Source organism: Streptomyces sp. enrichment culture, assembly GCF_964272895.1.
Taxonomy (GTDB): Bacteria; Actinomycetota; Actinomycetes; order Streptomycetales; family Streptomycetaceae; genus Streptomyces.
On sequence record NZ_OZ186832.1, the window covers coordinates 1,664,477 to 1,688,766 of the forward strand.

The 24,290-nt window shown below is 71.9% G+C and carries 26 protein-coding genes; 13 read left to right on the forward strand and 13 right to left on the reverse strand.

The genetic code is table 11. The features are described 5' to 3' along the window. Positions 1–39 precede the first annotated feature (39 nt). From ACSU6M_RS07565 to tyrS, 3 genes are read left to right on the forward strand one after another with little or no spacing between them, the layout of a single operon-like run. On the forward strand, positions 40–1,563 hold the full coding sequence (locus ACSU6M_RS07565) for a TldD/PmbA family protein (protein ID WP_437068105.1): 1,524 nt from the start codon (positions 40–42) through the stop codon (positions 1,561–1,563). Continuing rightward, positions 1,560–2,954 (forward strand): metallopeptidase TldD-related protein, encoded by a 1,395-nt coding sequence (locus tag ACSU6M_RS07570; protein WP_437068107.1) that lies wholly within the window; start codon positions 1,560–1,562, stop codon positions 2,952–2,954. Before ACSU6M_RS07565 ends, ACSU6M_RS07570 begins: the two co-directional genes overlap by 4 nt. A 56-nt stretch (positions 2,955–3,010) precedes the next feature. Next, positions 3,011–4,279 (forward strand): tyrosine--tRNA ligase, encoded by a 1,269-nt coding sequence (tyrS, locus tag ACSU6M_RS07575; RefSeq protein ID WP_437068108.1) that lies wholly within the window; start codon positions 3,011–3,013, stop codon positions 4,277–4,279. Positions 4,280–4,384: 105 nt separating this feature from the next. Here tyrS and ACSU6M_RS07580 read toward each other — a convergent pair whose 3' ends face one another. Then, positions 4,385–4,663 (reverse strand): GlsB/YeaQ/YmgE family stress response membrane protein, encoded by a 279-nt coding sequence (locus ACSU6M_RS07580; RefSeq protein WP_437068110.1) that lies wholly within the window; start codon positions 4,661–4,663, stop codon positions 4,385–4,387. A gap of 166 nt (positions 4,664–4,829) precedes the next feature. On the opposite strand from ACSU6M_RS07580, the gene ACSU6M_RS07585 reads away from it, so the two are divergent. Next, positions 4,830–5,192, forward strand: coding sequence for a DUF3099 domain-containing protein (locus tag ACSU6M_RS07585; RefSeq protein ID WP_437068111.1), 363 nt, complete (start codon positions 4,830–4,832; stop codon positions 5,190–5,192). A gap of 170 nt (positions 5,193–5,362) precedes the next feature. Beyond that, positions 5,363–5,581 carry a hypothetical protein gene (locus ACSU6M_RS07590; RefSeq protein WP_437068112.1) on the forward strand — a complete coding sequence of 73 codons (219 nt, stop codon included), beginning with the start codon at positions 5,363–5,365 and terminating at the stop codon, positions 5,579–5,581. Here the strand turns inward: ACSU6M_RS07590 and moaA are convergent. The 3 genes from moaA to ACSU6M_RS07605 all read right to left on the reverse strand — a co-directional run bounded on the left by moaA (position 5,578) and on the right by ACSU6M_RS07605 (position 8,719). Further along, positions 5,578–6,567 carry a GTP 3',8-cyclase MoaA gene (gene moaA, locus ACSU6M_RS07595; RefSeq protein ID WP_437068113.1) on the reverse strand — a complete coding sequence of 330 codons (990 nt, stop codon included), beginning with the start codon at positions 6,565–6,567 and terminating at the stop codon, positions 5,578–5,580. The genes ACSU6M_RS07590 and moaA overlap by 4 nt on opposite strands. 149 nt (positions 6,568–6,716) lie before the next feature. Next, complete coding sequence (locus tag ACSU6M_RS07600; protein WP_437068115.1) at positions 6,717–8,366, reverse strand: solute symporter family protein; 1,650 nt, start codon at positions 8,364–8,366, stop codon at positions 6,717–6,719. Beyond that, positions 8,363–8,719 carry a DUF485 domain-containing protein gene (locus tag ACSU6M_RS07605; protein WP_437068117.1) on the reverse strand — a complete coding sequence of 119 codons (357 nt, stop codon included), beginning with the start codon at positions 8,717–8,719 and terminating at the stop codon, positions 8,363–8,365. Before ACSU6M_RS07605 ends, ACSU6M_RS07600 begins: the two co-directional genes overlap by 4 nt. Before the next feature lie 396 nt (positions 8,720–9,115). Here ACSU6M_RS07605 and ACSU6M_RS07610 point away from each other — a divergent pair, with 396 nt between their 5' ends. Together ACSU6M_RS07610 and ACSU6M_RS07615 are read left to right on the forward strand one after the other, a co-directional pair. Further along, on the forward strand, positions 9,116–10,645 hold the full coding sequence (locus tag ACSU6M_RS07610) for a S8 family peptidase (protein WP_437068118.1): 1,530 nt from the start codon (positions 9,116–9,118) through the stop codon (positions 10,643–10,645). A gap of 169 nt (positions 10,646–10,814) precedes the next feature. Further along, positions 10,815–11,822, forward strand: coding sequence for a CopD family protein (locus tag ACSU6M_RS07615; RefSeq protein ID WP_437068120.1), 1,008 nt, complete (start codon positions 10,815–10,817; stop codon positions 11,820–11,822). Between the two features lie 232 nt (positions 11,823–12,054). Here ACSU6M_RS07615 and ACSU6M_RS07620 read toward each other — a convergent pair whose 3' ends face one another. Next, positions 12,055–12,765 carry a VIT1/CCC1 transporter family protein gene (locus tag ACSU6M_RS07620; protein WP_437068122.1) on the reverse strand — a complete coding sequence of 237 codons (711 nt, stop codon included), beginning with the start codon at positions 12,763–12,765 and terminating at the stop codon, positions 12,055–12,057. Between the two features lie 122 nt (positions 12,766–12,887). Here ACSU6M_RS07620 and ACSU6M_RS07625 point away from each other — a divergent pair, with 122 nt between their 5' ends. The 5 genes from ACSU6M_RS07625 (at position 12,888) to ACSU6M_RS07645 (ending at position 17,819) form a co-directional block, all read left to right on the forward strand. Beyond that, positions 12,888–13,907, forward strand: a complete 1,020-nt coding sequence (locus ACSU6M_RS07625; RefSeq protein WP_437068124.1) for a DEDDh family exonuclease — start codon at positions 12,888–12,890, stop codon at positions 13,905–13,907. A 63-nt stretch (positions 13,908–13,970) separates the two neighbouring features. Next, positions 13,971–14,207: a hypothetical protein gene (locus tag ACSU6M_RS07630; protein WP_437068126.1), complete on the forward strand. Its 237-nt coding sequence runs from the start codon at positions 13,971–13,973 to the stop codon at positions 14,205–14,207. Between the two features lie 87 nt (positions 14,208–14,294). Next, positions 14,295–15,083 carry an SURF1 family cytochrome oxidase biogenesis protein gene (locus ACSU6M_RS07635; protein ID WP_437068127.1) on the forward strand — a complete coding sequence of 263 codons (789 nt, stop codon included), beginning with the start codon at positions 14,295–14,297 and terminating at the stop codon, positions 15,081–15,083. Between the two features lie 191 nt (positions 15,084–15,274). Further along, a complete protein-coding gene (locus tag ACSU6M_RS07640; protein ID WP_437068129.1) occupies positions 15,275–17,059 on the forward strand; it encodes a glycoside hydrolase family 15 protein in 1,785 nt (594 codons plus the stop codon). A gap of 4 nt (positions 17,060–17,063) precedes the next feature. After that, positions 17,064–17,819, forward strand: coding sequence for an SDR family oxidoreductase (locus tag ACSU6M_RS07645; protein ID WP_437068131.1), 756 nt, complete (start codon positions 17,064–17,066; stop codon positions 17,817–17,819). 73 nt (positions 17,820–17,892) lie between these two features. Here the strand turns inward: ACSU6M_RS07645 and amaP are convergent, their stop codons facing one another. Genes amaP through ACSU6M_RS07670 form a run of 5 tightly spaced genes read right to left on the reverse strand, consistent with a single transcriptional unit; the run spans position 17,893 to position 20,241 of the window. After that, positions 17,893–18,504 carry an alkaline shock response membrane anchor protein AmaP gene (gene amaP, locus ACSU6M_RS07650; RefSeq protein WP_437068133.1) on the reverse strand — a complete coding sequence of 204 codons (612 nt, stop codon included), beginning with the start codon at positions 18,502–18,504 and terminating at the stop codon, positions 17,893–17,895. After that, a complete protein-coding gene (locus ACSU6M_RS07655) occupies positions 18,476–19,129 on the reverse strand; it encodes a DUF6286 domain-containing protein (RefSeq protein ID WP_437068135.1) in 654 nt (217 codons plus the stop codon). The genes amaP and ACSU6M_RS07655 overlap by 29 nt, the downstream gene beginning before the upstream one ends. Next, positions 19,126–19,536, reverse strand: coding sequence for an Asp23/Gls24 family envelope stress response protein (locus tag ACSU6M_RS07660; protein WP_437068137.1), 411 nt, complete (start codon positions 19,534–19,536; stop codon positions 19,126–19,128). The genes ACSU6M_RS07655 and ACSU6M_RS07660 overlap by 4 nt, the downstream gene beginning before the upstream one ends. Then, positions 19,533–19,718, reverse strand: a complete 186-nt coding sequence (locus tag ACSU6M_RS07665; protein WP_437068138.1) for a hypothetical protein — start codon at positions 19,716–19,718, stop codon at positions 19,533–19,535. Before ACSU6M_RS07665 ends, ACSU6M_RS07660 begins: the two co-directional genes overlap by 4 nt. Positions 19,719–19,761: 43 nt before the next feature. Beyond that, the gene (locus ACSU6M_RS07670) at positions 19,762–20,241 is read right to left on the reverse strand and encodes an Asp23/Gls24 family envelope stress response protein (RefSeq protein WP_437068139.1); all 480 of its coding nucleotides are present in this window, start codon (positions 20,239–20,241) and stop codon (positions 19,762–19,764) included. Between the two features lie 87 nt (positions 20,242–20,328). On the opposite strand from ACSU6M_RS07670, the gene ACSU6M_RS07675 reads away from it, so the two are divergent. Further along, positions 20,329–21,045, forward strand: a complete 717-nt coding sequence (locus ACSU6M_RS07675) for a nucleopolyhedrovirus P10 family protein (protein ID WP_437068141.1) — start codon at positions 20,329–20,331, stop codon at positions 21,043–21,045. A gap of 104 nt (positions 21,046–21,149) precedes the next feature. On the opposite strand, the gene ACSU6M_RS07680 is transcribed toward ACSU6M_RS07675, so the two are convergent. The 3 genes from ACSU6M_RS07680 to ACSU6M_RS07690 all read right to left on the reverse strand — a co-directional run bounded on the left by ACSU6M_RS07680 (position 21,150) and on the right by ACSU6M_RS07690 (position 24,229). Further along, a complete protein-coding gene (locus ACSU6M_RS07680; RefSeq protein WP_437068142.1) occupies positions 21,150–21,941 on the reverse strand; it encodes an enoyl-CoA hydratase/isomerase family protein in 792 nt (263 codons plus the stop codon). A 132-nt stretch (positions 21,942–22,073) separates the two neighbouring features. Beyond that, positions 22,074–22,295 carry a helix-turn-helix domain-containing protein gene (locus tag ACSU6M_RS07685; protein WP_018567695.1) on the reverse strand — a complete coding sequence of 74 codons (222 nt, stop codon included), beginning with the start codon at positions 22,293–22,295 and terminating at the stop codon, positions 22,074–22,076. 335 nt (positions 22,296–22,630) lie between these two features. Then, positions 22,631–24,229, reverse strand: coding sequence for an ABC-F family ATP-binding cassette domain-containing protein (locus ACSU6M_RS07690; RefSeq protein ID WP_437068143.1), 1,599 nt, complete (start codon positions 24,227–24,229; stop codon positions 22,631–22,633). Positions 24,230–24,290 lie beyond the last annotated feature (61 nt).

Genomic DNA, 24,290 nt, shown 5'->3' on the forward strand with positions numbered 1-24,290 from the left:
CCGACAGAACCCTTGCAGAACCGACAGAAAGAGACGCCGGTGCCTCATAGCATTGACGAGTCGTTCCTGGCCCTGCCGCTACGCGCCCTGGCCGACGCCGCGCTCGCACGCGCGCGTGCGCTCGGGGCCGAGCATGCCGACTTCCGGTTCGAGCGGGTGCGCAGCGCGTCCTGGCGGCTCAGGGACGCCAAGCCGGCCGGCACGTCGGACATCACCGACCTGGGGTACGCGGTGCGGGTCGTGCATGGCGGGACCTGGGGGTTCGCCTCGGGGGTCGATCTGACCATGGACGCGGCCGCGCGGGTCGCCTCGCAGGCGGTGGCGATGGCCAAGCTGTCCGCGCAGGTGATCAAGGCCGCCGGGTCGGAGGAGAGGGTGGAGCTCGCCGATGAGCCCGTGCACGCCGACCGGACGTGGATCTCGTCGTACGAGATCGATCCCTTCACCGTGCCCGACGAGGAGAAGTCGGGGCTGCTCGCGGAGTGGAGCGACCGGCTGCTCGCCGCGCGGGGCGTCGACCATGTGGACGCCTCGCTGCTCACCGTGCACGAGAACAAGTTCTACGCCGACACCGCCGGGACCGTGACCACCCAGCAGCGCGTGCGGCTGCACCCGCAGCTGACCGCGGTGTCGGTGGACGAGTCCAGCGGCGAGTTCGACTCCATGCGCACCCTCGCGCCGCCGGTCGGACGCGGCTGGGAGTATCTGACCGGCACCGGCTGGGACTGGGACGCCGAGCTCGCCGAGATGCCCGAGCTGCTGGCCGAGAAGATGCGGGCGCCGAGTGTGGAGCCGGGCTCGTACGACCTGGTCGTCGACCCGTCCAATCTGTGGCTGACCATCCACGAGTCCATCGGCCACGCCACCGAGCTGGACCGCGCCCTCGGCTACGAGGCCGCCTACGCCGGCACCTCGTTCGCCACCTTCGACCAGCTCGGCAAGCTGCGTTACGGCTCCGAGCTGATGAACGTCACCGGTGACCGCACCGCCGAGCACGGCCTGGCGACCGTCGGCTACGACGACGAGGGCGTCGAGGCGCAGTCCTGGGACCTGGTCAAGGACGGCACGCTGGTCGGCTACCAGCTGGACCGCCGGATCGCGCGGCTGACCGGGCTCGGGCGCTCCAACGGGTGCGCGTTCGCCGACTCGCCCGGCCATGTGCCGGTGCAGCGCATGGCCAATGTCTCGCTCCAGCCGGACCCCGCGGGGCTGTCGACGGAGGATCTGATCGGCGGGGTGGACCGCGGGATCTACGTCGTCGGCGACCGCTCCTGGTCCATCGACATGCAGCGCTACAACTTCCAGTTCACCGGGCAGCGGTTCTTCAGGATCGAGAACGGGCGGATCACCGGCCAGCTCAAGGACGTCGCCTACCAGGCCACGACCACCGACTTCTGGGGCTCCATGACGGCCGTCGGCGGCCCGGGGACCTATGTCCTGGGCGGCGCCTTCAACTGCGGCAAGGCCCAGCCCGGCCAGGTCGCCGCGGTGTCCCACGGCTGCCCGTCCGCCCTGTTCCGGGGCGTCAACATCCTCAACACCACCCAGGAGGCCGGCCGATGAGCGCCCGCACGAGCAAGCCGTACGAGATCGTCGAGCGGGCCCTGGAGCTGTCCCGCGCGGACGGGTGCGTCGTCATCGCCGACGAGCACTCCACCGCCAATCTGCGCTGGGCGGGCAACGCCCTGACGACGAACGGCGTCACGCGCGGGCGCACCCTCACCGTGATCGCCACCGTGGACGGCAAGGAGGGCACCTCCGCGGGCGTGGTCTCGCGTTCGGCGGTGACCGCCGACGAGTTGGAGCCGCTGGTGCGGGCCGCCGAGGCCGCCGCGCGCGGGGCCGCGCCCGCCGAGGACGCGCAGCCGCTGGTGACGGGCGTGGACGCGTCCCCCGCCTTCACGGACGCGCCCGCGGAGACGTCCTCCGCGGTGTTCGCCGACTTCGCCCCGGCGCTCGGCGAGGCGTTCGCCCGCGCGCGGGCGGGCGGGCGCGAGCTGTACGGCTTCGCCAACCATGAGATGACGTCCAGCTATGTCGGGACGTCGACGGGGCTCCGGCTGCGGCACGACCAGCCCAACGGCACGCTGGAGCTCAACGCCAAGTCGCCCGACCGCACCCGCTCGGCGTGGGCGGGCCGCTCCACCCGCGACTTCAAGGACGTCGACCCGGCGGCGCTGGACGCCGAGCTCGCCGTACGCCTCGGCTGGGCGCAGCGGCGGATCGAGCTGCCGGCCGGGCGGTACGAGACGCTGCTGCCGCCGACCGCGGTCGCGGACCTGCTGATCTACCAGATGTGGTCGGCGTCGGGCCGGGACGCGGCCGAGGGTCGCACGGTGTTCTCCAAGCCGGGCGGCGGCACCCGGATCGGCGAGAAGCTCACCGAGCTGCCGCTGACGCTGCGCAGCGACCCGCACGAGCCCGGCCTGGAGTCCCTGCCGTTCGTGCTCGCCCACTCCTCCGACAGCGACGCGTCGGTGTTCGACAACGGGCTGCCGCTCGCGCCGACGCAGTGGATCGCCGACGGCGAGCTGAGGAATCTGATCACCAGCCGGCACACCGCGGGCCTGACCGGGCTGCCGCTGGCGCCGGGCATCGACAACCTGATCCTGGACGGTGGCGAGGACCGCTCCCTGGAGGAGATGATCGCGAGCACCGAGCGGGGCCTGCTGCTGACCTGCCTCTGGTACATCCGCGAGGTCGACCCCGCGTCGCTGCTGCTCACGGGCCTGACGCGGGACGGTGTCTACCTGGTGGAGAACGGTGAGGTGACCGGCGAGGTGAACAACTTCCGGTTCAACGAGTCGCCGGTCGGGCTCCTCGGACGCGTCACCGAGGCCGGGCGCACCGAGCGGACGCTGCCCCGGGAATGGAGCGACTGGTTCACCAGGGCCGCGATGCCTCCGGTGCGGGTCCCCGATTTCAATATGAGCTCTGTCAGCCGGGGCGTATAACCTCATAGGCGTGGTCGCTCGACCACACTCAGATCATCCGAGGAGACACGAGAACCGTGACGGACATCGTCGACGAGCTGAAGTGGCGCGGGCTGTTCGCCCTGTCCACCGATGAGGAGGCCCTGCGCAAGGCTCTCGCGGACGGTCCCGTCACGTTCTATTGCGGCTTCGACCCGACCGCGCCGTCGCTGCACGTGGGGCACCTGGTGCAGGTGCTCACCGTGCGCCGGCTCCAGCAGGCCGGCCACCGGCCGCTGGCGCTGGTGGGCGGCGCGACCGGGCTGATCGGCGACCCGCGCCCGACGGCGGAGCGCACGCTGAACGACCCGGAGACGGTCGCCGGCTGGGTCGGCAAGCTGCGTGCCCAGATCGAGCCGTTCTTGTCCTTCGAGGGCGAGAACGCCGCGATCATGGTCAACAATCTCGACTGGACCGCGGGTCTGTCCGCGATCGAGTTCCTGCGGGACATCGGCAAGCACTTCCGTGTCAACAAGATGCTGACCAAGGACTCCGTGGCCCGCCGCCTGGAGTCCGACCAGGGCATCAGCTACACCGAGTTCAGCTACCAGATCCTCCAAGGCATGGACTTCCTCCAGCTCTACCGGCGCTACGGCTGCACGCTCCAGCAGGGCGGCAGCGACCAGTGGGGCAACCTCACGGCCGGTCTGGACCTGATCCACAGGCTGGAGCCGCACGCCGAGGTGCACGCGCTGGCCACGCCGCTGATGACCAAGGCGGACGGCACCAAGTTCGGCAAGACCGAGGGCGGGGCCGTCTGGCTCGACCCGGAGATGACGACGCCGTACGCGTTCTACCAGTTCTGGCTGAACGTGGACGACCGGGACATCTCCACCTACATGCGGATCCTGTCCTTCAAGTCCCGTGAGGAACTGGAGGAGTTGGAGAAGCAGACGCAGGAGCGGCCGCAGGCCCGTGCGGCGCAGCGGGCCCTCGCCGAGGAGCTGACGACGATGGTGCACGGGGCGGAGCAGACCGCCGCCGTCATCGCCGCGTCCAAGGCGCTGTTCGGTCAGGGCGAGCTGGGCGAGCTCGACGACAGGACGCTCGCCGCGGCGCTGTCGGAGGTGCCGCATGTCCAGGTCGCCGAGCTCGCGCCGGTGGTGGACCTGTTCGCCGAGGTCGGGCTCGTGCCGAGCAAGTCCGCCGCACGCCGGACGGTGAAGGAGGGCGGTGCCTACGTGAACAACGTCAAGGTCGCCTCCGAGGACGCCGTCCCGGCGAAGGAGGACCTGCTGCACGGGCGGTGGCTCGTGCTGCGGCGAGGGAAGAAGAACCTGGCCGCCGTGGAAGTGACGGGGGCCTAGGTGCCGTAGAGGTGCGGGTGGACTGGCGGCTGCCGGCTCGTTGAAGCCGGTCGCGCGCATGCGGCGGTGGCCGCCAGTCGGCCCGCGTCCCTCAGGGCGTCGCCGTCACGCCCGCCGCTTCCTCTTGCCCAGCGTCGCCATGTACACCATGTCGCCCAGCGCCACGATGATCACCGCGGCGATCAGCTGGAAGATGTGCCGGCTCCAGTCGATGCCGGATGTCTCCTCGACGCCGAATCCCCGGGCCATCGCGTTTCCCGCGATCGCGCCGAGCATGCCGAAGATGGTGGTCAGCCACAGCGGGCTGTGCTGTTTGCCGGGAAGGATCGCCTTCGCGATCAGGCCCAGCACGAACCCGACGATGATCGCCCACAACCAGCCCATGGCTGCCTCCTCGTATGGCTCCACGTGAGCAGTGCCCCCAGTCTGGGCTCGGTCGCGGTACGCCGCATGTCGTGGCGTCCTTACGCGCTACGCACGAGCGCGTTCGCGCAGGAAGAGGGGGGACCCGGTCTCGAATGCGGCGGGGGCGCGGCGTACCGTGGACGGTATGCGGAAGCGGCATGGTGGCGGCGGCAGCGCCCAGGTGTTCCGGATCACCGGTGCCCGGCAGGGGCTCCAGGAGGACGTGCGCGGGCGGCAGCGCCGGTACGTCATCTCGATGAGCGTGCGCACGGTGTCGGTCGTCCTGGCCGCGGTGCTGTGGAACGTGGAGCGGCACGTGGCGATCGTGGCGCTGGTGCTGGGCATGATCATGCCGTACATCGCGGTGGTGATCGCGAACGCCGGGCGGGAGAACGCGCCGGGGCTGCCGTCGACGTTCGTCCCGACGCCCCAGAGGCCGATGATCGCGCCGGCGCGGGACGAGGAGCGGGGCGGCGCGGAGCGGGAAAGCCCTCTCACCGAGCGGTAGCAAGCTCAGGAAAAGCTCAGATCAATCATGTGCTTCCGGTGCCCGGCAACCGGTTACCCGTGACATACTGCGTACGCGCTCCGCATCCCCCGTCGGAGCGACGGACCGACGCCGGGCAGCTCCCCCCGTGGCTGCTCGGCGTCGCCTTTGTGTGGGTTGAGAGACATAGCGTGAGTGACGAGATCCCGATCTGTTCCGCCAAGGGCTGCCGTGCCGACGCGGTGTGGGTGCTGGCGTGGAACAACCCGAAGATCCATACGCCGGAGCGGCGCAAGACATGGCTCGCGTGCGACGAGCACCGGGAGCATCTGTCCCAGTTCCTCGGGGTTCGGGGGTTCCTCAAGGACGTCGTGAAGCTTGCGGACTGGCAGGCGCGGGAGGAGTCCTAGCCGCCGATCGCCGACATCGGGCGGTCCGGCTGGACGAACGTCGGGTCGTCCAGGCCCGCTCCCGCCTTCTTGCCCCACATCGCCAGGCGCCAGATGCGGGCGATCTCCTCGTCGGGGGCGCCGGAGCGCAGGGCGGCTCGCAGGTCGGTCTCCTCGGTGGCGAAGAGGCAGGTTCTGACCTGGCCGTCGGCGGTGAGCCGGGTGCGGTCGCAGGCGGAGCAGAAGGGGCGGGTGACGGAGGCGATCACGCCGACGACATGCGGGCCGCCGTCGACGAGCCAGCGTTCGGCCGGGGCCGAGCCGCGCTTGTCGGAGCCCTCGGGGGTGAGGTCGAAGCGGGTGCGCAGGGAGGCGAGGATGTCTCCGGCGGTCACCATGCCCTCGCGCTTCCAGCCGTGCTGGGCGTCGAGGGGCATCTGCTCGATGAACCGCAGTTCGTAGTCGTGCTCCACCGCCCAGGCGAGCAGGTCCGGGGCCTCGTCGGCGTTGAGCCCGGGCATCAGGACCGAGTTGACCTTGACCGGGGTGAGTCCGGCCTCGCGGGCGGCCTGGAGTCCTTCGAGGACGTCCTTGTGGCGGTCGCGGCGGGTGAGGGTCTTGAAGACGTCCGGGCGCAGGGTGTCCAGGGAGACGTTGACCCGGTCCAGGCCCGCGGCCTTCAGGGCGCCGGCCGTGCGCCGCAGGCCGATGCCGTTGGTGGTCAGGGACATCTGGGGGCGCGGTTCCAGCGCGGCGACGCGCTCGACGATGCCGACCAGGCCGGGACGCAGCAGGGGCTCTCCGCCGGTGAAGCGGACCTCCTCGATGCCCAGGGTGCGCACCGCGATGTCGATCAGGCGGACGATCTCGTCGTCGGTGAGCAGGTCGGGCTTGGCCAGCCACTGCAGGCCCTCCTCGGGCATGCAGTAGGTGCATCGGAGGTTGCAGCGGTCGGTGAGCGAGACCCTGAGGTCGGTGGCCACCCGGCCGAAGGTGTCGATGAGCACGTGGCCCCCTCCCGCGCAGCGGATCGCACGTTTTCCGTCACCTGTGAGCCTACGTGACGGCACCGACAACGACACCAGCCCGATCCACCAGGTAAGACGCGGCCGTGTCGTAGAGACCTACGACACGGCCGCGCCGGGGCTCGGTGCGATCAGTGGGCGCCGGTGCCGGTGAGGGACCTGACCTCCAGCTCGGCGTACTTGTCGGCGTCCGGCTCCTCCTTGGACAGGACGGTGCCGAGCCAGCCCATCAGGAAGCCGAACGGGATGGAGATGATGCCCGGGTTCTTCAGCGGGAACCAGGCGAAGTCGACGTCCGGGAACATCGCCTTGGGGTCGCCGGAGACGACGGGCGAGAACAGCACCAGACCGGTGGCGACGATCAGACCGCCGTAGATCGACCACAGGGCGCCCTGGGTGGTGAACCTCTTCCAGAACAGGCTGTAGAGGATCGTCGGCAGGTTGGCGGACGCGGCCACCGCGAAGGCGAGGGCGACCAGACCGGCCACGTTGAGGTCGCGGGCGAGGGCGCCCAGGAGGATGGAGACGGCGCCGATGCCGATGGTGGCCAGGCGGGCCGCGCGGACCTCCTCCTTCTCCGTCGCCTTGCCCTTCCTGATGACGTTGGCGTAGATGTCGTGCGCGAACGACGAGGACGAGGCGAGGGTCAGACCGGCGACCACCGCGAGGATCGTCGCGAAGGCCACCGCCGAGATCGTGGCCAGCAGGATCGCGCCCCACGCCGAGTCGACGCCGCCGAGGTGCAGGGCGAGCAGCGGGGCGGCGGTGTTGCCGGACGGGTTGGACGCGATGATCTCCTCCTGGGAGATCAGCGCGGCGGCGCCGAAGCCGAGGGCGATGGTCATCAGATAAAAGCCGCCGATGATGCCGATGGCCCAGTTCACGGACTTACGGGCGGCCTTGGCGTTGGGCACCGTGTAGAAGCGGATCAGGATGTGCGGCAGACCGGCGGTGCCCAGGACCAGGGCGATGCCGAGGGAGATGAAGTCCAGCTTGGAGGTGCCGGTGGCACCGTACTGGAGGCCGGGCTCCAGGAAGGCGGTGCCCTTGCCGCTGTTCTCGGCGGCCGTGCCGAGCAGGTCGGAGATGTTGAAGTCGAACTTCAGCAGCACCAGGAAGGTGATCAGGAGGGTGCCGCCGATCAGCAGCACGGCCTTGACCATCTGGACCCAGGTGGTGCCCTTCATGCCGCCGATGGAGACGTAGACGATCATCAGGACGCCGACGAGGGCGACGATGGCGACCTTGCCCGCGTCGGAGGTGATGCCGAGCAGCAGGGAGACCAGGACGCCGGCGCCGGCCATCTGGGCGAGCAGGTAGAAGATCGACACGACGATGGTGGAGGTGCCGGCGGCCGTGCGCACCGGGCGCTGGCGCATGCGGTACGCCAGGACGTCGCCCATGGTGTAGCGGCCGGAGTTGCGCAGCGGCTCGGCGACCAGGAGCAGGGCCACCAGCCAGGCGACCAGGAAGCCGATGGAGTACAGGAAGCCGTCGTAGCCGAACAGGGCGATGGCGCCGGCGATGCCCAGGAAGGACGCGGCGGACATGTAGTCGCCGGAGACGGCGAGGCCGTTCTGGAAGGCGCTGAAGGAGCGGCCGCCGGCGTAGAAGTCGGCGGCGTCCTTGGTCTGCCGGCCGGCCCACACGGTGATGATCAGGGTGGCCACGACGAACAGGCTGAACAGCGTGATGATGAGTGGCCGGTGCTCGCTGGCCTCGTTGGCGGCGAGCTGGACCTGGCCCGCGGTCAGCTGCACATGGGTGATCGCGGGGCTCATGCGCCGCCCTCCATCCGGGACTTGATGGCCTCCGCCTTGGGGTCGAGCTTCGCGGCGGCGTGCCGCGCGTACCACCAGGCGATGAGGAACGTGGTGAGGAACTGGGCGAGGCCGAAGACGAAGGCCACGTTGATGTTGCCGAAGAGCTTGGTGCCCATGAAGCCGCCGGCGTAGTTCGAGAGCAGGACGTACAGCAGGTACCAGGTGATGAAGGCGATGGTGAGCGGGAAGGCGAAGGAGCGGTAGGAGCGGCGCAGTTCACCGAACTCGGGGCTCTCCTGCACCTGGACGAACTCCTCGGCGGAGGGGAGTCGTTGCGGTGTCTTCGAGGGGGGCGGTGTCTCGGTGGCCACGGAGTCTCCTCGCGTTGCGACGGTGGACGGGGGGCGTTCGGGGGTGGGGGACGAATCGGGTGCGACGGACATGACGGCTCTGACCTCACTGTGACGTGGATCACCGAGCCAGGCGGTGAGGGTAATGCCCGGGGCGGTGATCCGACAGGGGGCACGATCGTGCTCGTGCGCCCTGTTCAACGTCACGGCGCCACGCGCGGCATGGTTCAACGTCAGTCGCGTGTCTTTCCGGGGGAGGCAGAGGGAAAACCCTCGGACCGTCATGTCAGGGGTTCCGGAACATTGCTGGCCAGCGAGTTCCGGGGATAGCTTCGCCCTGCACAACCCCGTCATGTACCTGCCCGAGTGCTCACTTCGCCTCGGGCCGGTTCCGTTTCAGGATGATGTGGAGACCCCATGGCTCATCTGCCTTCCAGAGGCCGACTCGCGCTGGCCGTGCCTGTCGTGCTGTCGCTGACCGCCTCGCTCGGCTTCCTGCCGGCGGCCGCCGCGGCCGCTCCGGTGCAGGAGTCCGGCGTCCAGGCGACGCAGGACGCGCCGACCCTGTCGTACGTGGTCAACACGAGGACGGACAGCGGCACACTCAAGTCGGTGAAGAAGGCGATCGCCGCAGCGGGCGGCACCGTCGTGATCTCGTACGACAAGATCGGTGTCATCGTCGTCCGCTCGGCGAACCCCGACTTCGGCGCGCAGATACGCACGGCCCCCGGGGTGCAGTCGGCGGGTGCCAGCCGCACCGCGCCGCTGGAGCCGATGCGCACCACGGACGAGGGTGCCGTGGACTACCTGACCGCCGCCGAGGCCGCGAAGGTCGAGGCCGCGGCGACGCCGGGCAGCGAGCCCCTCGAAGCCGACCAGTGGGACCTGCGCGCGATCGGCGCCGACAAGGCCGCCGCCATCAACCCGGGCAGCTCCCAGGTGACCGTCGCCGTCATCGACACCGGCGTCGACGACACCCACCCCGACCTCCAGGCCAACTTCTCCAAGTCGCAGTCGGCCAACTGCGACGGCGGTGTCCCGGACACCAGCGAGGGCGCCTGGCGGCCGTACACCACCGGCGACTACCACGGCACGCACGTGGCCGGTGAGATCGCCGCCGCCCGCAACGGCATCGGTGTCGCCGGTGTCGCGCCGGGCGTGAAGGTGTCCAGCATCAATGTCACCGACCGCAAGAGCGGCCTGTTCTACGCGGAGAGCGTGGTCTGCGCGTTCGTCTTCGCCGCCGACAACGGCGTGGAGATCACGAACAACAGCTACTACGTCGACCCGTGGCTGTACAACTGCATGGACGACCCCGACCAGAAGGCGATCGTCGACGCGGTCAACCGGGCCCAGCTGTACGCCCAGAAGAAGGGCACCCTGCACCTGGCCTCGGCGGGCAACTCCAACCACGACATGGACTCGGACGCGATCGTCGACAAGACGAGCCCGAACGACACCACGCCGGTGGAGCGCACCATCGACCCGCACGAGTGCTACGACGTGCCCACCCAGCTGCCGGGCGTCGTCACGGTCAGCGCGACCGGTGTGCAGAACCTGAAGTCGTACTACTCGTCGTACGGCAAGGGTGTCGTGGACGTGGCCGCGCCGGGCGGTGACCGCCGCTACCAGCTGCCGGACACCCCGTCGAAGGACGGGCGCATCCTGTCCACCATGCCGAACAACGGCTACGCCTACCTCCAGGGCACCTCGATGGCCGCGCCGCACGCCTCCGCGGTGGCCGCGCTGCTGAAGTCGAAGCACCCGTGGGCGACCCCGGGCGCGCTGCAGGCCATGCTGAAGGCACAGGCGGACGAGCGGGCCTGCCCCGAGTCCTACGACCAGAACGGTGACGGCGTCCAGGACGCCACCTGCGTGGGTGACGAGGACTACAACGGCTTCTACGGCTTCGGCATCGTCAACGCGCTGAGGGCCGTGACCAAGTAGGAGCCCTGGCCGGCCCGGCCGGCAGGGGATCGGCTCCAGGGGCCGGACGGTTCGCCGTCCGGCCCCTTCGCGCGCGTGGGGACGGTCGTACGGCCGACGGCTCCTCAGGGTCGCCCGCGTCAAGGCGGCTTGACTTGCCCGGTCCAGGAGGACTGGTGAAGATCTTGAGGTGACGTTGACACGACCCACCGGCGGGACGGCCGGGGCGAGGAGCACGCGCCCGCGTGCCGGTACGGGCCGGGCGGTGGCCGTTCTCGTGCTGGTGGCGCTGGGTGCCCTGATCCCGCTGCTGGGCCCGTCGGTCGCGTTGCGCGACACGGGGGAGGCGGCGGCGCCGGGGGTCGGCGGCATCGGGCTGCTGCGCACGGTGCTGTTCGCCGCGCTGGCCGTGCCGCTGGGCGAGCTGTTCGTGGACCGGCTGGCGCGCCGGGTGCCGGGGGCGCCGGCGCAACGGCCGCGCGGCTGGGGGGCGTACGCGGCGGGCGCCGGGTTCGCGGCGGCCCTCGGGCTGGCCTCGGTCGTGGCGACCGGCAACCTCGTGCCGAGCAGCCCCGCCGAGATCGACCTGGGCGGGCTGTACGCCTCCCGCGACGGCAAGCTGGCGCTGCTGGAGGTGAACGCGTTCGCGGTGGCGTGGCTGTGCGCGCTGTCGCGGCGCCCGGCGTCGCAGGTGTGGCCGCTGGCCGCGGTCGTGGTGGCGGAGGCGCTGCGGGCGCATCCGGTGACCGAGGACAGCCCGCTGCTCGGCTCGTCCCTGACCCTGGTGCACCTGACGTGCGCGTCGCTGTGGGCGGGCGGTCTGCTGTACGCGCTGCGGACCCTGCGGCGGTGGGGCGCGCCGGAGGCGGGGGCGGCCCTGCTGGGGCTGTACGCGCGCGTGGCGGCGATGCTGCTGGCCGCCGTCACGGCGACCGGGGTGTGCAGCACGCTGCGCCGGATGCCCGCGGCGACGGTCCTGGAGCAGCTGACGACGACGGCCTACGGGCGCGCTCTGCTGGCCAAGGTGCTGCTCGTGGCCACCGTCGCCGCGCTCGCGCTGTGGGCGCGGATCCGGCTGCGCCGCGCCGCCGACCCGCTGACCGCCTGCTTCCCCGCGCGCGTGGAGGTGGCTCTGCTGGGGGTCGTGGTCGCGGTGTCGGGGCTGCTGACGGCGCTGCCGGTGCCGATCCGCTGGTGAGGTGTCAGAAGAGCGGGCCGTTGAAGACGGTGCCGGAAGGCTTCCCGTCGAGGGCGGTGTCGGAAGGTTCCCCGTCAGGCACGGCGCAGAACGCCCCCGTCGACGGCGGTGCCGGAAGGCTTCCCGTCGAGGACGGTGTCCGAAGGTTCCCCGTCAGGCACGGCGCAGAACGCCCCCGTCGACGGCGGTGCGCCGGTCCGGGCGCACTCCCGGCGTACGGCCCGGCCCTGCCTCACACCCCCGCCGCGTCCAGCATCGCCCCCGCCGCGTAGGTCACCGCCATGGCCAGCGCTCCTCCCCCGACGTTGCGCAGTACCGCGCGTCCGGGGGCCGCGGCGCCCAGGCGGGCGCTGCTGAATCCGGTGCAGCACAGGGCGGCGAGGACCGACAGGACGGTGACCGGCAGCCGCCAGCCGGCGGGCGGCAGGACGATGGCGAGCAGCGGCAGCAGCGCGCCGGCGGTGAAGGCGAGGAAGCTCGCCCAGGCCGCGTGCCAGGGGTTGGTGAGCTGATCCGGGTCGATACCGAGCTCCACGCGCGCGTGTGCCCGCAGCGCGTCGCGTTCCGTCAACTGCTCGGCGGCCTCACGGGCCACGTCACGGGAGAGGCCGCGCCGGGCGAGGAGTTCGGTCAGTTCCGCCAGTTCGGCCTCGGGGCGTTCGCGCAGTTCCCGTCTCTCCACCGCGAGGGCCGCCTTCTCGGAGTCGCGCTGGGTGGAGACGGACACATACTCGCCGGCCGCCATCGACATGGACCCGGCGAGCAGCCCGGACAGGCCCGCGGTGAGCAGGGCGGCGCGGCTGTCGGTGGCGCCGGCCACACCGACGACGAGGCCGGCGGTGGAGACGATGCCGTCGTTGGCGCCGAGCACCGCCGCGCGCAGCCAGTTGAGCCGCTCGCCCAGGGCGCCGCCGTGGGGCTCGTCGTGCGTAGCTTCCGTCACATCGGGAGGATGGCACCGGTGTCGGCGGCGACCGCGCACCGACCCGCGCGAGGCGAACGGAGCCGGGGTGGGGCGCACCTGGGCGACGACGCTGTCAGTCCCGGCCCGTATCCTCAGTGACCATGCTCGAAGACCGTACGACCGCAGCGTCCCCCGCCACACCGTGGCCGGCCGCGTATCCCCGTGGATACGCGGTCGTTGACGTGGAGACCACCGGCCTGGCCCGTGACGACCGCATCATCTCCGCGGCCGTCTACCGCCTGGACGCGCGCGGTGAGGTCGAGGACCACTGGTACACGCTGGTCAATCCGGAGCGGGATCCGGGTCCGGTGTGGATACACGGTCTGACGAGCGAGGTGCTGCGGGGCGCTCCCCTGTTCGCGGACATCGCCGAGGAGTTCGCGGCCCGGCTGGACGGCCGGGTGCTCGTCGCGCACAACGCCGTCTTCGACTGGCAGATGATCGCGCGGGAGTACGCGCGCGCGAGGCGTGAGCCGCCGGTGCGTCAACGGCTGTGCACCATCGCGCTCTCCAAGGAGCTGGGCCTTCCGCTGCCCAACCACAAGCTGGAGTCGCTGGCCGCGCACTTCGGTGTCGTCCAGCAGCGCGCGCACCACGCGCTGGACGACGCTCGGGTGCTGGCGGAGGCGTTCCGGCCGAGTCTGCGGGCCGCGGCCGAGGGCCGTGTGCGGCTGCCGCTCCAGGAGTGCCGGCCGCTGACGGAGTGGACCGACCGGCCCGCTGCGCGCATCGGGCAGCAGCCGGGCGGCTACGGCGGCTACCGGGCCACCAGTTGGCGTCCCTCCCGCAAGCGGCCCGCCTGCCCGTACCCCAACCCCGGCCGGTACGAAGAGGGCAAAAGGCTCAAGCAGGGCATGCGCGTCGCCTTTTCGGGGGACACGTCGGTCGAACGCGAGCTGCTGGAGGACCGCGCGATCGAGGCCGGGCTGCATGTGGCCACCAGCGTCTCCCGGCTCACCAGCCTGCTCGTCACCAACGACCCCGGCTCCGCCACCTCCAAGGTGCTCAAGGCCCGCCAGTACGGCACACCGGTGGTCGACGAGGCGGCGTTCGGGCAGCTGCTGCGGGACGTGGAGCCGGCCGAGGAGCCCCGCGGGGGCGGTGACCGTACGGACGGGTGATTGCCGGGCGACTCGCCCGGCGCCCGCTCGCCCGCGTGGCGGTGACGGCTCACCCTGTGGCGCATGGCGAGATGCGAAGTATGCGGCAATGACTACGGAATGACCTTCGAGATCCACGCGCAGGGCGCGGTGCATGTCTTCGACTGCTTCTCCTGCGCGATCCACCGCATGGCCCCCATCTGCGAGCACTGCCGGGTGCAGATCATCGGCCAGGGCGTCGAGGTCGAGGGCCGCTGGTACTGCGGTGCGCACTGCGCCCGGGCGGCAGAGGGGCAGGTGGGCATCGTCGACCGGGTCTGACCCCTGGGAGGCCCGGCGTGGCCCTGCAAAAGCCCGTGAGGCCCCCCTCCCGGAAACACCCCGCGACCCGCGATGTACGGTCGTGGGGTGTTCCGCTTCCTCTTGTCCCGGCAGTGGGTGATTCTCACCCTCGTCGCTGTCGCGCTCGTCCCGACGATGATCGAGCTGGGCTTCTGGCAGCTGCACCGCCATGAGCGCCGGGTCGAGCTGAACGGGGTCATCGCGGACTCGCTCGCCGCCAAGCCGGTGCCGGCGGAGTCGCTGACCTCCCCGGGCGCCGAGGTGAAGGACGCGGACCGCTACCGCCGGGTGACGGCCACCGGCCGCTTCGACACGGCCCGCGAGGTCGTCGTCCGCCGCCGTGTCAACGCGGACGAGAAGGTGGGCTTCCACGTCCTGACGCCGTTCGTCCTGACCGACGGCAAGGTCCTGCTGGTCAACCGGGGCTGGATCCCGGCGAACGGCGCGCAGACCGAGTTTCCCGAGATCCCGGCCCCGCCGAAGGGTGAGATCACCGTCACCGGGCGGCTGATGCCCGACGAGACGACCGCGAAGAGCGGCATCAAGGACCGCGAGGGCCTGCCGGACCGCCAGGTCATGCTGATCAGCAGCGAGCAGGCGGAACGCCGGCTCGGCGAGCCCGTGCTCGGCGGCTACGTCGAGCTGGTCTCCCCCGAGCCGCGCGGCGAGACCCCCCAGCTGATCCCCGCCCCCTCGCACGACGAGATCGGGGCGCATCTGGCGTACGCCGTCCAGTGGTGGCTGTTCGCCGCGGGCGTCCCCGTGGGCTGGACGGTCCTGGTCCGCCGTGAGCTGCGCGAGCGCCGGGAGGCCGCCCGCGCGGAGCCGGCGCAGGCGGAGCCGGCGGGGGTCTGAAGCCACCGAGCCGGCGAGGGCCTGAAGCCCCGCAGGGGCGGGCGGAACCGCAGGGTCCGAAGCCCGCAGGGGCGGGCGGAACCGGCAGGGTCCGAAGCCCCGAAGAGGTCGCGGCGGGCCCCCGTACCGCCCCGTCACTCGCACAGCCCCGCGCCGGATTGCCTCCCCCGTTCGCCGGGAACCCGCACTCCGTGCATCACCGCATCGAGGACTACGCCGTGATCGGCGACGAGCAGACCGTGGCGCTGATCGGTCGGGACGGCTCCGTCGACTGGCTGTGTCTCCCCCGGTTCGACTCGGGCTCCTGCTTCGCGCGGCTGCTGGGGGCCGAGGACGACGGGCACTGGCGGATCGCGCCGAAGGGGGCCCGCAGATGCGCGCGCCGCGCCTACCGGCCCGGCACCCTGGTGCTCGACACCGAGTGGGAGACGGACGAGGGCACCGTGCGGGTCACCGACCTGATGCCGCAGCGGGACCGCGCCCCCGACGTCGTACGCATCGTCGAGGGCCTGCGCGGCCGCGTCACGGTGCACAGCACGCTCCGGCTCCGCTTCGACTACGGCTCGATCGTGCCGTGGGTGCGCAACAGCGGGGGCCACCGGGTGGCGGTGGCCGGGCCGGACGCGGTGTGGCTGCGCAGCGAGCCGCCGGTGCGCACCTGGGGCGCGGACTTCGCCACGCACGCCGAGTTCACCGTCGAGGAGGGCGAGAAGGTCGCCTTCGTCATGACCTGGCACCCCTCGCACCAGGAACGCCCGCCGCTGATCGACCCGTACGAGGCGCTGGAGGCGAGCGTCGCCGACTGGCGGGCGTGGTCCGCGCGCTGCCGCTACGACGGCCCGCACCGGGACACGGTGGTGCGCTCCCTCATCACCCTGAAGGCCCTCACCTACCAGCCGACCGGCGGCATCGTCGCCGCCCCCACCACCTCCCTGCCCGAGGAGCTGGGCGGGGTGCGCAACTGGGACTACCGCTACTGCTGGCTGCGCGACTCCACCCTCACCCTCGGCTCCCTGCTGGCCGCCGGCTACCTCGAGGAGGCCGAGGCGTGGCGCGAGTGGCTGCTGCGCGCGGTCGCGGGCGACCCGGCGGACCTGCAGATCATGTACGGCGTGGCGGGCGAGCGCCGGCTGCCCGAGCTGGAGGTGCCCTGGCTGTCCGGCTACGGCGGCTCGCGGCCGGTGCGGATCGGCAACGCCGCCGTGCGCCAGCTCCAGCTCGATGTGTACGGCGAGGTCATGGACACCCTGTCGCTGGCCCGGCGGGCGGGGCTGCCGGCCGAGCCGCACTCCTGGTCCCTCCAGGCCGCCCTGATGGAGTGGCTGCGCCGGAACTGGCGGCAGCCGGACGAGGGCCTGTGGGAGGTGCGCGGCGGGCGCCGCCACTTCGTGCACTCCAAGGTGATGGTCTGGGTGGCCGCGGACCGCGCGGTGCGCGCGCTGGAGGAGCATCCGGAGCTCGGCGGCAACCTGGAGGGCTGGCGCGCGATGCGCGAGGACGTGCACCGCGAGGTGTGCGAGAAGGGCTACGACCCGGCGCGCAACACCTTCACCCAGTCCTACGGCTCGCGCGAGCTGGACGCCGCGCTGCTGCTCATCCCGCAGGTCGGCTTCCTGCCGCCCGACGACCCGCGCGTGGTCGGCACGGTCGACGCGATCCGCGCGGAACTGAGCCACGACGGCTTCCTGCACCGCTACAGCACCGACGGCTCCGCCGTCGACGGTCTGCCCGGTGGCGAGGGCACCTTCCTCGCCTGCTCCTTCTGGCTCGCCCACGCGCTGCATCTGACGGGCCGCGAGACGCAGGCCCGCGAGCTGTTCGAGCGGCTGGTCGGCCTCACCAACGACGTGGGCCTGCTGGCGGAGGAGTACGAGCCGGAGTCCGGCCGCCAGCTGGGCAACTTCCCGCAGGCGTTCAGCCACATCGCTCTCGTGAACACCGCCCTCGCCCTGTTCGGGAACGAGGGGGCAGGATAGGGCCATGGATCTTGGACTGAAGGACCGGGTGTACGTCGTCACCGGCGCCACGCGCGGGCTCGGCAACGCGGTCGCGCGCGAGCTGGTGGCCGACGGGGCGAAGGTCGTGCTGACCGGGCGGGACGAGAAGCGGGCGCTCGACGCGGCCGCCGAGCTGGGGCCGGACGCCGTCGGTGTGGGCGTGGACAACGCCGACCCCGAGGCGCCCGCGCGGCTGATCGGGGCGGCCCGTGAGCGTTTCGGGCGGTTCGACGGGGTGCTGGTGAGCGTGGGCGGCCCGCCGCCGGGGTTCGTCGCCGACACCACGGACGAGCAGTGGCAGGCGGCGTTCGAGTCGGTGTTCCTCGGGGCGGTGCGGCTCGCTCGCGCGGCGGCGGCCGAGCTGGAGGACGGGGGTGTCATCGGGTTCGTGCTGTCCGGGTCGGTGCACGAGCCGATTCCGGGGCTGACGATCTCCAACGGGCTGCGGCCCGGGCTCGCCGGGTTCGCCAAGTCGCTGGCGGACGAGCTGGGGCCGCGGGGCATCCGGGTCGTCGGGCTGCTGCCGGCGCGGATCGACACGGACCGGGTGCGGGAGCTGGACGCGCTGTCGGCGGATCCCGAGGCCACTCGGGCGGCGAACGAGGCGCGGATTCCTCTTCGGCGGTACGGGACGCCGGAGGAGTTCGGGCGGACGGCGGCGTTCCTGCTGTCGCCGGCCGCTTCCTATCTGACCGGGATCATGGTTCCGGTCGACGGCGGGTTCCGGCACGGGTTCTGACGCGGCGTCACGATTCCGGCGTGGCGTCACGGTTCTGGCGCGGCGTCACGGCTCTGGCGCGGCGTCACGTGTCCTAACTGACCCGTTCCGCTTTGTGCCGGGCCGAGCTCATGCGGATCACCGCCGGCAGTGCGTCCAGGCGGGCCGAGTCCTTGGCGTGGGTCAGGGTCCCGGTGGTCAGCTCGTCGAGGGTCGTCGCCGGGGCCGCGTGGGGTTCCAGGACGAGGCGGATCCTCGCCGAGGGGGCGTTAGGGCGGCCCTTGAGACGGACGTGGGCCCTGGAGACACCGTCCAGGGCCGACGCCTCCGCCCGGACGACGGACTGGAGGGCCCCGCCCCGCAGCTGGGCGCCCGCGCCGTCGCCCGTGTCGACCAGGACCTCGGCCAGCCTGCGGCGGCGCAGCACCGCGGTGAGCCACCACAGCGCGAGGATCAGCAGGACGGCGAGGACGGCGATGACGGTGGGCCACCACCAGGCGTCGTCGCGCCAGCGGGTGCGCTCGGCCTGGTCCAGGAGCACGTCGTGGCGGCCGTCGTGGATCCACCAGGACGGCGCCGGGGCCCCGAGGCCGACGGCGAGCACCGAGCCGCCGAGGACGAGCAGGGCGAGCCCGGTCAGGGCCAGCAGCACCCGGTTGACGGTCACACGCACCGGCCTACCCCTTCCGTCCGGGGCGCCGCACATGGACCGACAGCGCGAGCGGCCGGGCGAGGCCGAGGGCGCGTACGGCCTCTGCGAGTACGGCGTCCAGGTCCTGTCGTACGTCGTCCAGTGCGCGGAAGTGCGAGACCGCGCGGACATCGGCGCGCCGGCGGCCCGCGCGCACCCGGACGGACTGCACACCCGCGACCTCCATGGCGCGGTCGCGCAGCACCATCGCGGCGGCGGCCCGGTCCAGTGCTGCACGGACGTCGGGGTCGGTGCGCCGCATGGGCAGCAGGGCGCGCAGTCCGGGGGTGACGGCGAGGACGATCAGCCACAGCCCGAGGGCCGCCGCCACACCCGCGCCGACGAGGACCCAGGTGTCGTCCAGGGGACGCTGGGCCAGCTGGTGGGCGAGTTCGCGTCGCCAGCGCATGCCCGGGCGCCCGGCGCGGACGGCGGCGATGTCGTAGAGGAAGACGCCCGTGACCCCGAGCAGCAGCAGGGCGGTGAGGGCGGCGGGGACGCGCCGGGCCGACCAGAAGCGGTGGGTGCGGGGCTCGTAGGTGGCCAGCGGGACCGGTGGCGGGTCCGGTTCGGCGGGGGGCTTGTCCAGGACCGGCATGCGCCGGGTGGTCCGCTCGCCCTCGTCGTGGGGTTCGCTCATCGCGTCCTCCCCTGTGCCGCGCCCTGCGCGGCCGCCAGGTGCAGCCGCTCGACGTGGACGGCCACCTCGGGGACTCTCATCCCCACCAGGGCGCCCACCCGTTCGGCGACATGACGACGCACCGAGCGGCAGCGGGCGCCGAGGTCGGTCGGGTAGTCGAGTTCGAGGTGGACGTGGATGTGCGCCGCGTCCTGGCCCTCGTGGCCGGGGGTGCGCGCCTGGCGCACGGCGACGCTCGCGTGCGGGCGGGCGGCCTCCGCCGGCAGCGGGCCCAGGACCTCGCGGGCCGCCTGCGCGGCGATCTTCGCGACGACCCGGTCGGCGATCCGCGTCGCACCGCGTTCGCCCGCCGGAACGACGGCGAGCGGCCTGCCGAGCTCACCGGTTCCTTCGGTCACGCGGGTCACCGCCGGCGTTCGTCACGGGGACGGAAGAAGTCGCCCAGCTCGTAGTCGCCCTCCAGGAACCGTCCGGCGGCGAAGCCGACCGCTCCCAGCGCGGCGACGAGCAGGAAGGCGCCGAAGCCACCGAAGTATCCGGCGAAGCCCAGCGTCATTCCGGCGATCAGGCCGACCAAGGCCATGCTCATGGTGCGCTCCCCTCAGGTGTGCGGTTGTCCGGCCGGCCGTGCGTCACTGGATCCGGGGCTCCGGTTCCTCTTCCTCCTCGTCGGGCAGCTTCACGTCGCTGACCGCGATGTTCACCTCGACCACTTCCAGGCCGGTCATCCGCTCGACCGCCGCGACGACGTTCTCGCGCACCTCGCGGGCGACATCGGCGATCGCGTAGCCGTACTCGACCACGATCTCCAGGTCCAGGGCGGTCTGCACCTCGCCGACCTCGGCTTTGACGCCGCGGGTCACCGACTTGGCGCCGCCGCCGGGCACCCGGTCGCGCACCGCGCCGAAGGTGCGGCTGATGCCGCTGCCCATCGCGTGAACACCGACGACGTCGCGGGCCGCCAGTCCCGCGATCTTCTCCACCACGCCGTCGGCGATGGTGGTACGCCCCCGGGTGCCGGGGTCTCCCCCGCCGCGCCGGGCGGCCTTGCGTGTCTGTACCGACGGCTCGTTCTCGCCCTCGGTGGTCTGCGTCCGGGTCGTCTCGGTCATCGCCGTACGTCCTTTTCGGTCGTCGTCCTTCTGCCACCGTAAGTGCGGTTCCGCCGCCGCGCGCCATGGATGCGGCAGGCTGGAGGAATGACGGCTGATCGGTGGACACGAGTGGTACGGGACCAGCTCGGGCTGGGCAGACTGCTGCCCCTGGGCGGACCGCGCGACGGCGCGTGGATCGCGGAGCGTGCGGCGGAGCGCATGCTGAGGCGGGCTGTGGCGGGCGTGCCCGGCGTGCGCCTGGGCCCCCTGCGCATCGCCCCGGCAGGCCCGGACGAGGCGTACGAACCCGCCGTACCGCCCCCGCCGAGCGCCCTGCCGCCCGGCCCCCTGCGGGTGACGGCCGACTTCACGGCGAGCGGCACGGAGCCCCTGCCGACGGCCGCGTCCCGCCTGCGCACGGCACTGGCGAAGGCCGCGACCGACGAGGTGGGGCTGACGGTCACCGAGGTGGATCTGCGGGTGACGGGGCTGGGGGAAGCGGACGGGGCATCGCCGGAGCCCTCGGACGCCGGCACCCCCGGCACGAGTGCGCAGGGCGACGACTCCCTGGTGACCGCCGCCGTCCTCTCCGTACCCGGCGTCTCCCGCCTCACCGGCACCCTGGGCGGCCTGGGCCGCGCGGTCCACATCGAGGAACGCCAGGACGGATCCGCGTCGCTCCCCCGCCGTCATGTCCGCGTGGAACTGGCGGTGCGCGCGGGCCACCGCGCGGTGACGGTGGCCCGAGAGGTGAGGACGGCGGTGGCGGGCGCGCTGACGGACGCCCCCACGGTGGCGGTCGTGGTGACGGCGGCGGACTGACCTACCGCACGGGAACGTCCCTCAAGGGGCGCGGGGAACCGCGCGACCAGCCACCCACGGCCCGCGCCCGGCGACGAACGCAGCCGCCCGCCACGGACTCCGGACTACTCCCCCAGACCCGCCAGGTCACGCAGACGGCGAGCCTGCGCCTGACGCTCGGCGGCACGCTGGTCCTCGTACGTCCGGTCCGCCGCGCCCCGCAGCAGCGCCTTCGTCTCGATGACCGCGTCCCGCGGCGCAGCCAGCAGCGCCGCCGCGAGATCCCGCACCGTCGAGTCCAGCTGGTCCAACGGCACGGCGAGGTTGGCCAGCCCGGTGCTCACCGCTTCCTCGGCCAGCACGAAGCGCCCCGTGGCGCAGATCTCCAGCGCACGGGCGTACCCGACCAGCGACACCAGCGGATGCGTACCCGTCAGGTCGGGAACGAGCCCGAGGCTGGTCTCGCGCATGGCGAACTGCACATCGTCGGCGACGACTCGCAGGTCGCAGGCGAGGGCGAGCTGGAAGCCCGCCCCGATGGCGTGGCCCTGGACGGCGGCGATGGACACGATGTCGCTCTGCCGCCACCAGGTGAACCCCTCCTGGAACTCGGCGATGGCCGCGTCCAGTTCGGTGTCGCTGCCGCGCGCGAGGTCGACGAAGGACTTCTCGCCCTCGATGCCCTCGGGCGTGAACATCTGCCGGTCGAGGCCGGCGGAGAAGGACTTGCCCTCTCCACGGAGCACCACGACACGGACGGAGCCCGGCAGCGACCGCCCGGCCTCGGCGAGCGTCCGCCACATGGCGGGGCTCTGCGCATTGCGCTTGGCCGGGTTGGTCAGGGTCACCGTGGCGATCGCGTCGTCGACGGTGAGCCGTACGCCGTCCTTGTCGAGAACCGGGTCGAGCGAAGCCATGGGGCGCCTCCGATGGGTGCGGTCAGCAGAGGATGCCGTACGACGACATCCGTAAGTGACTGCACAGTAACCACCCGGCCGACCGTAGAACCGACCGGGTGGCCACCGTCACGCCGTGGGCCGCCCGACCGGTCAGGCCGAGGCGGCCTTCTTGCCCCTCGTCGCTCCGCCACGCCCACGAAGCGTGACGCCCGACTCACTGAGCATGCGGTGCACGAAGCCATACGAGCGGCCGGTCTCCTCGGCCAACGCCCGGATGCTCGCACCGGCGTCGTACTTCTTCTTCAGGTCTGCCGCGAGCTTGTCGCGCGCGGCGCCGGTCACCCGGCTGCCCTTCTTCAGAGTCTCGGCCACCCGTGCCTCCTCATGGGAAGTGCGCTCTGGTCCCCTCATGATCACCCCTCTCGGCCGTCATGGCCACCCATTCGGCAAGGTCTGTGCGACAGGGTTGTGACGACAGGAGCGGGTCCACACATACGGAATGCGGGGTTCCGCCCGGTGGTGTGCGTACCGCCGAACGGGTAATTCCGCGAAGTGCCAGGTCAGTGACGCACCACGGCCGAGCCCTTGTCCGCCAAGGGCTCGGCCGGAAAATCGATGTAGGACGCACCTCGGTACGAGGAGATCTCACACAGATGATGGATCACCGATGGGCCGAATGATCCATACTCAGTGGATCACGCATTCGATCAAGCGAGGGCGACGAGGTCCGCGTAGTCGGAACCCCACAGATCCTCCACACCGTCCGGCAGCAGGATGATCCGCTCCGGCTGGAGCGCCTCGACGGCGCCTTCGTCATGGGTGACCAGCACGACCGCGCCCTTGTAGGTGCGCAGCGCGCCGAGGATCTCCTCGCGGCTGGCCGGGTCGAGGTTGTTGGTGGGCTCGTCCAGCAGCAGGACGTTCGCCGAGGAGACGACCAGGGTGGCCAGGGCGAGGCGGGTCTTCTCGCCGCCGGAGAGGACCCCGGCCGGCTTGTCGACGTCGTCGCCGGAGAACAGGAAGGAGCCCAGCACCTTGCGGACCTCGACCAGGTCCATGTCGGGGGCGGCCGAGCGCATGTTCTCCAGGACCGTGCGGTCGGCGTCCAGGGTCTCGTGCTCCTGGGCGTAGTAGCCGAGCTTGAGGCCGTGGCCGGGGACGACCGAGCCGGTGTCGGGCTGCTCCACGCCCGCCAGGAGGCGCAGCAGGGTGGTCTTGCCGGCGCCGTTGAGGCCGAGGATGACGACCCGCGAGCCCTTGTCGATGGCCAGGTCGACGTCGGTGAAGATCTCCAGGGAGCCGTACGACTTCGACAGGCCCTCGGCCGTCAGCGGGGTCCTGCCGCAGGGCGCGGGCTCCGGGAAGCGGAGCTTGGCGACCTTGTCGGACTGGCGGACCTCCTCCAGGCCGGAGAGCAGCTTCTCGGCGCGGCGGGCCATGTTCTGCGCGGCGACCGTCTTGGTGGCCTTGGCCCGCATCTTGTCGGCCTGGGCGTTGAGCGCGGCGGCCTTCTTCTCGGCGTTCTGCCGCTCGCGCCTGCGGCGCTTCTCGTCGGCCTCGCGCTGCTGCTGGTACAGCTTCCAGCCCATGTTGTAGATGTCGATCGTGGAGCGGTTGGCGTCCAGGTAGAACACCTTGTTGACGACCGTCTCGACCAGGTCGACGTCGTGGGAGATCACGATGAAGCCGCCGCGGTACGTCTTGAGGTAGTCGCGCAGCCAGACGATCGAGTCGGCGTCGAGGTGGTTGGTGGGCTCGTCGAGCAGCAGGGTGTCCGCGTCGGAGAACAGGATGCGGGCCAGCTCGATACGGCGGCGCTGACCGCCGGAGAGCGTGTGCAGGGGCTGGCCGAGCACGCGGTCGGGCAGGTTGAGCGCGGCGGCGATGGTGGCGGCCTCGGCCTCGGCGGCGTACCCGCCCTTGGTGAGGAACTCCGTCTCCTGGCGCTCGTACTGCCTCATCGCCTTCTCGCGGGTGGCGCCCTTGCCGCCCGCGATCCGCTCCTCGTTCTCGCGCATCTTGCGGATCAGTACGTCGAGGCCGCGGGCGGAGAGGATGCGGTCGCGGGCGAGGATGTCCAGGTCGCCGGTGCGGGGGTCCTGCGGGAGGTAGCCGACCTCGCCGGAGCGGGTGATGGTGCCGGCTGCGGGCATGCCCTCGCCGGCGAGGCACTTGGTGAGGGTGGTCTTGCCGGCGCCGTTGCGGCCGACCAGGCCGATGCGGTCGCCCTTGGCGACACGGAAGGTGGCGTTCTCGAGGAGGACGCGCGCACCGGCGCGCAGCTCGATACCGGAGGCGGAGATCACGGACAGACTCCAGGGCGGAAGGGTTGGCGGGACGGGCGGAGCGTGGCTGCCGCGCGTGGCG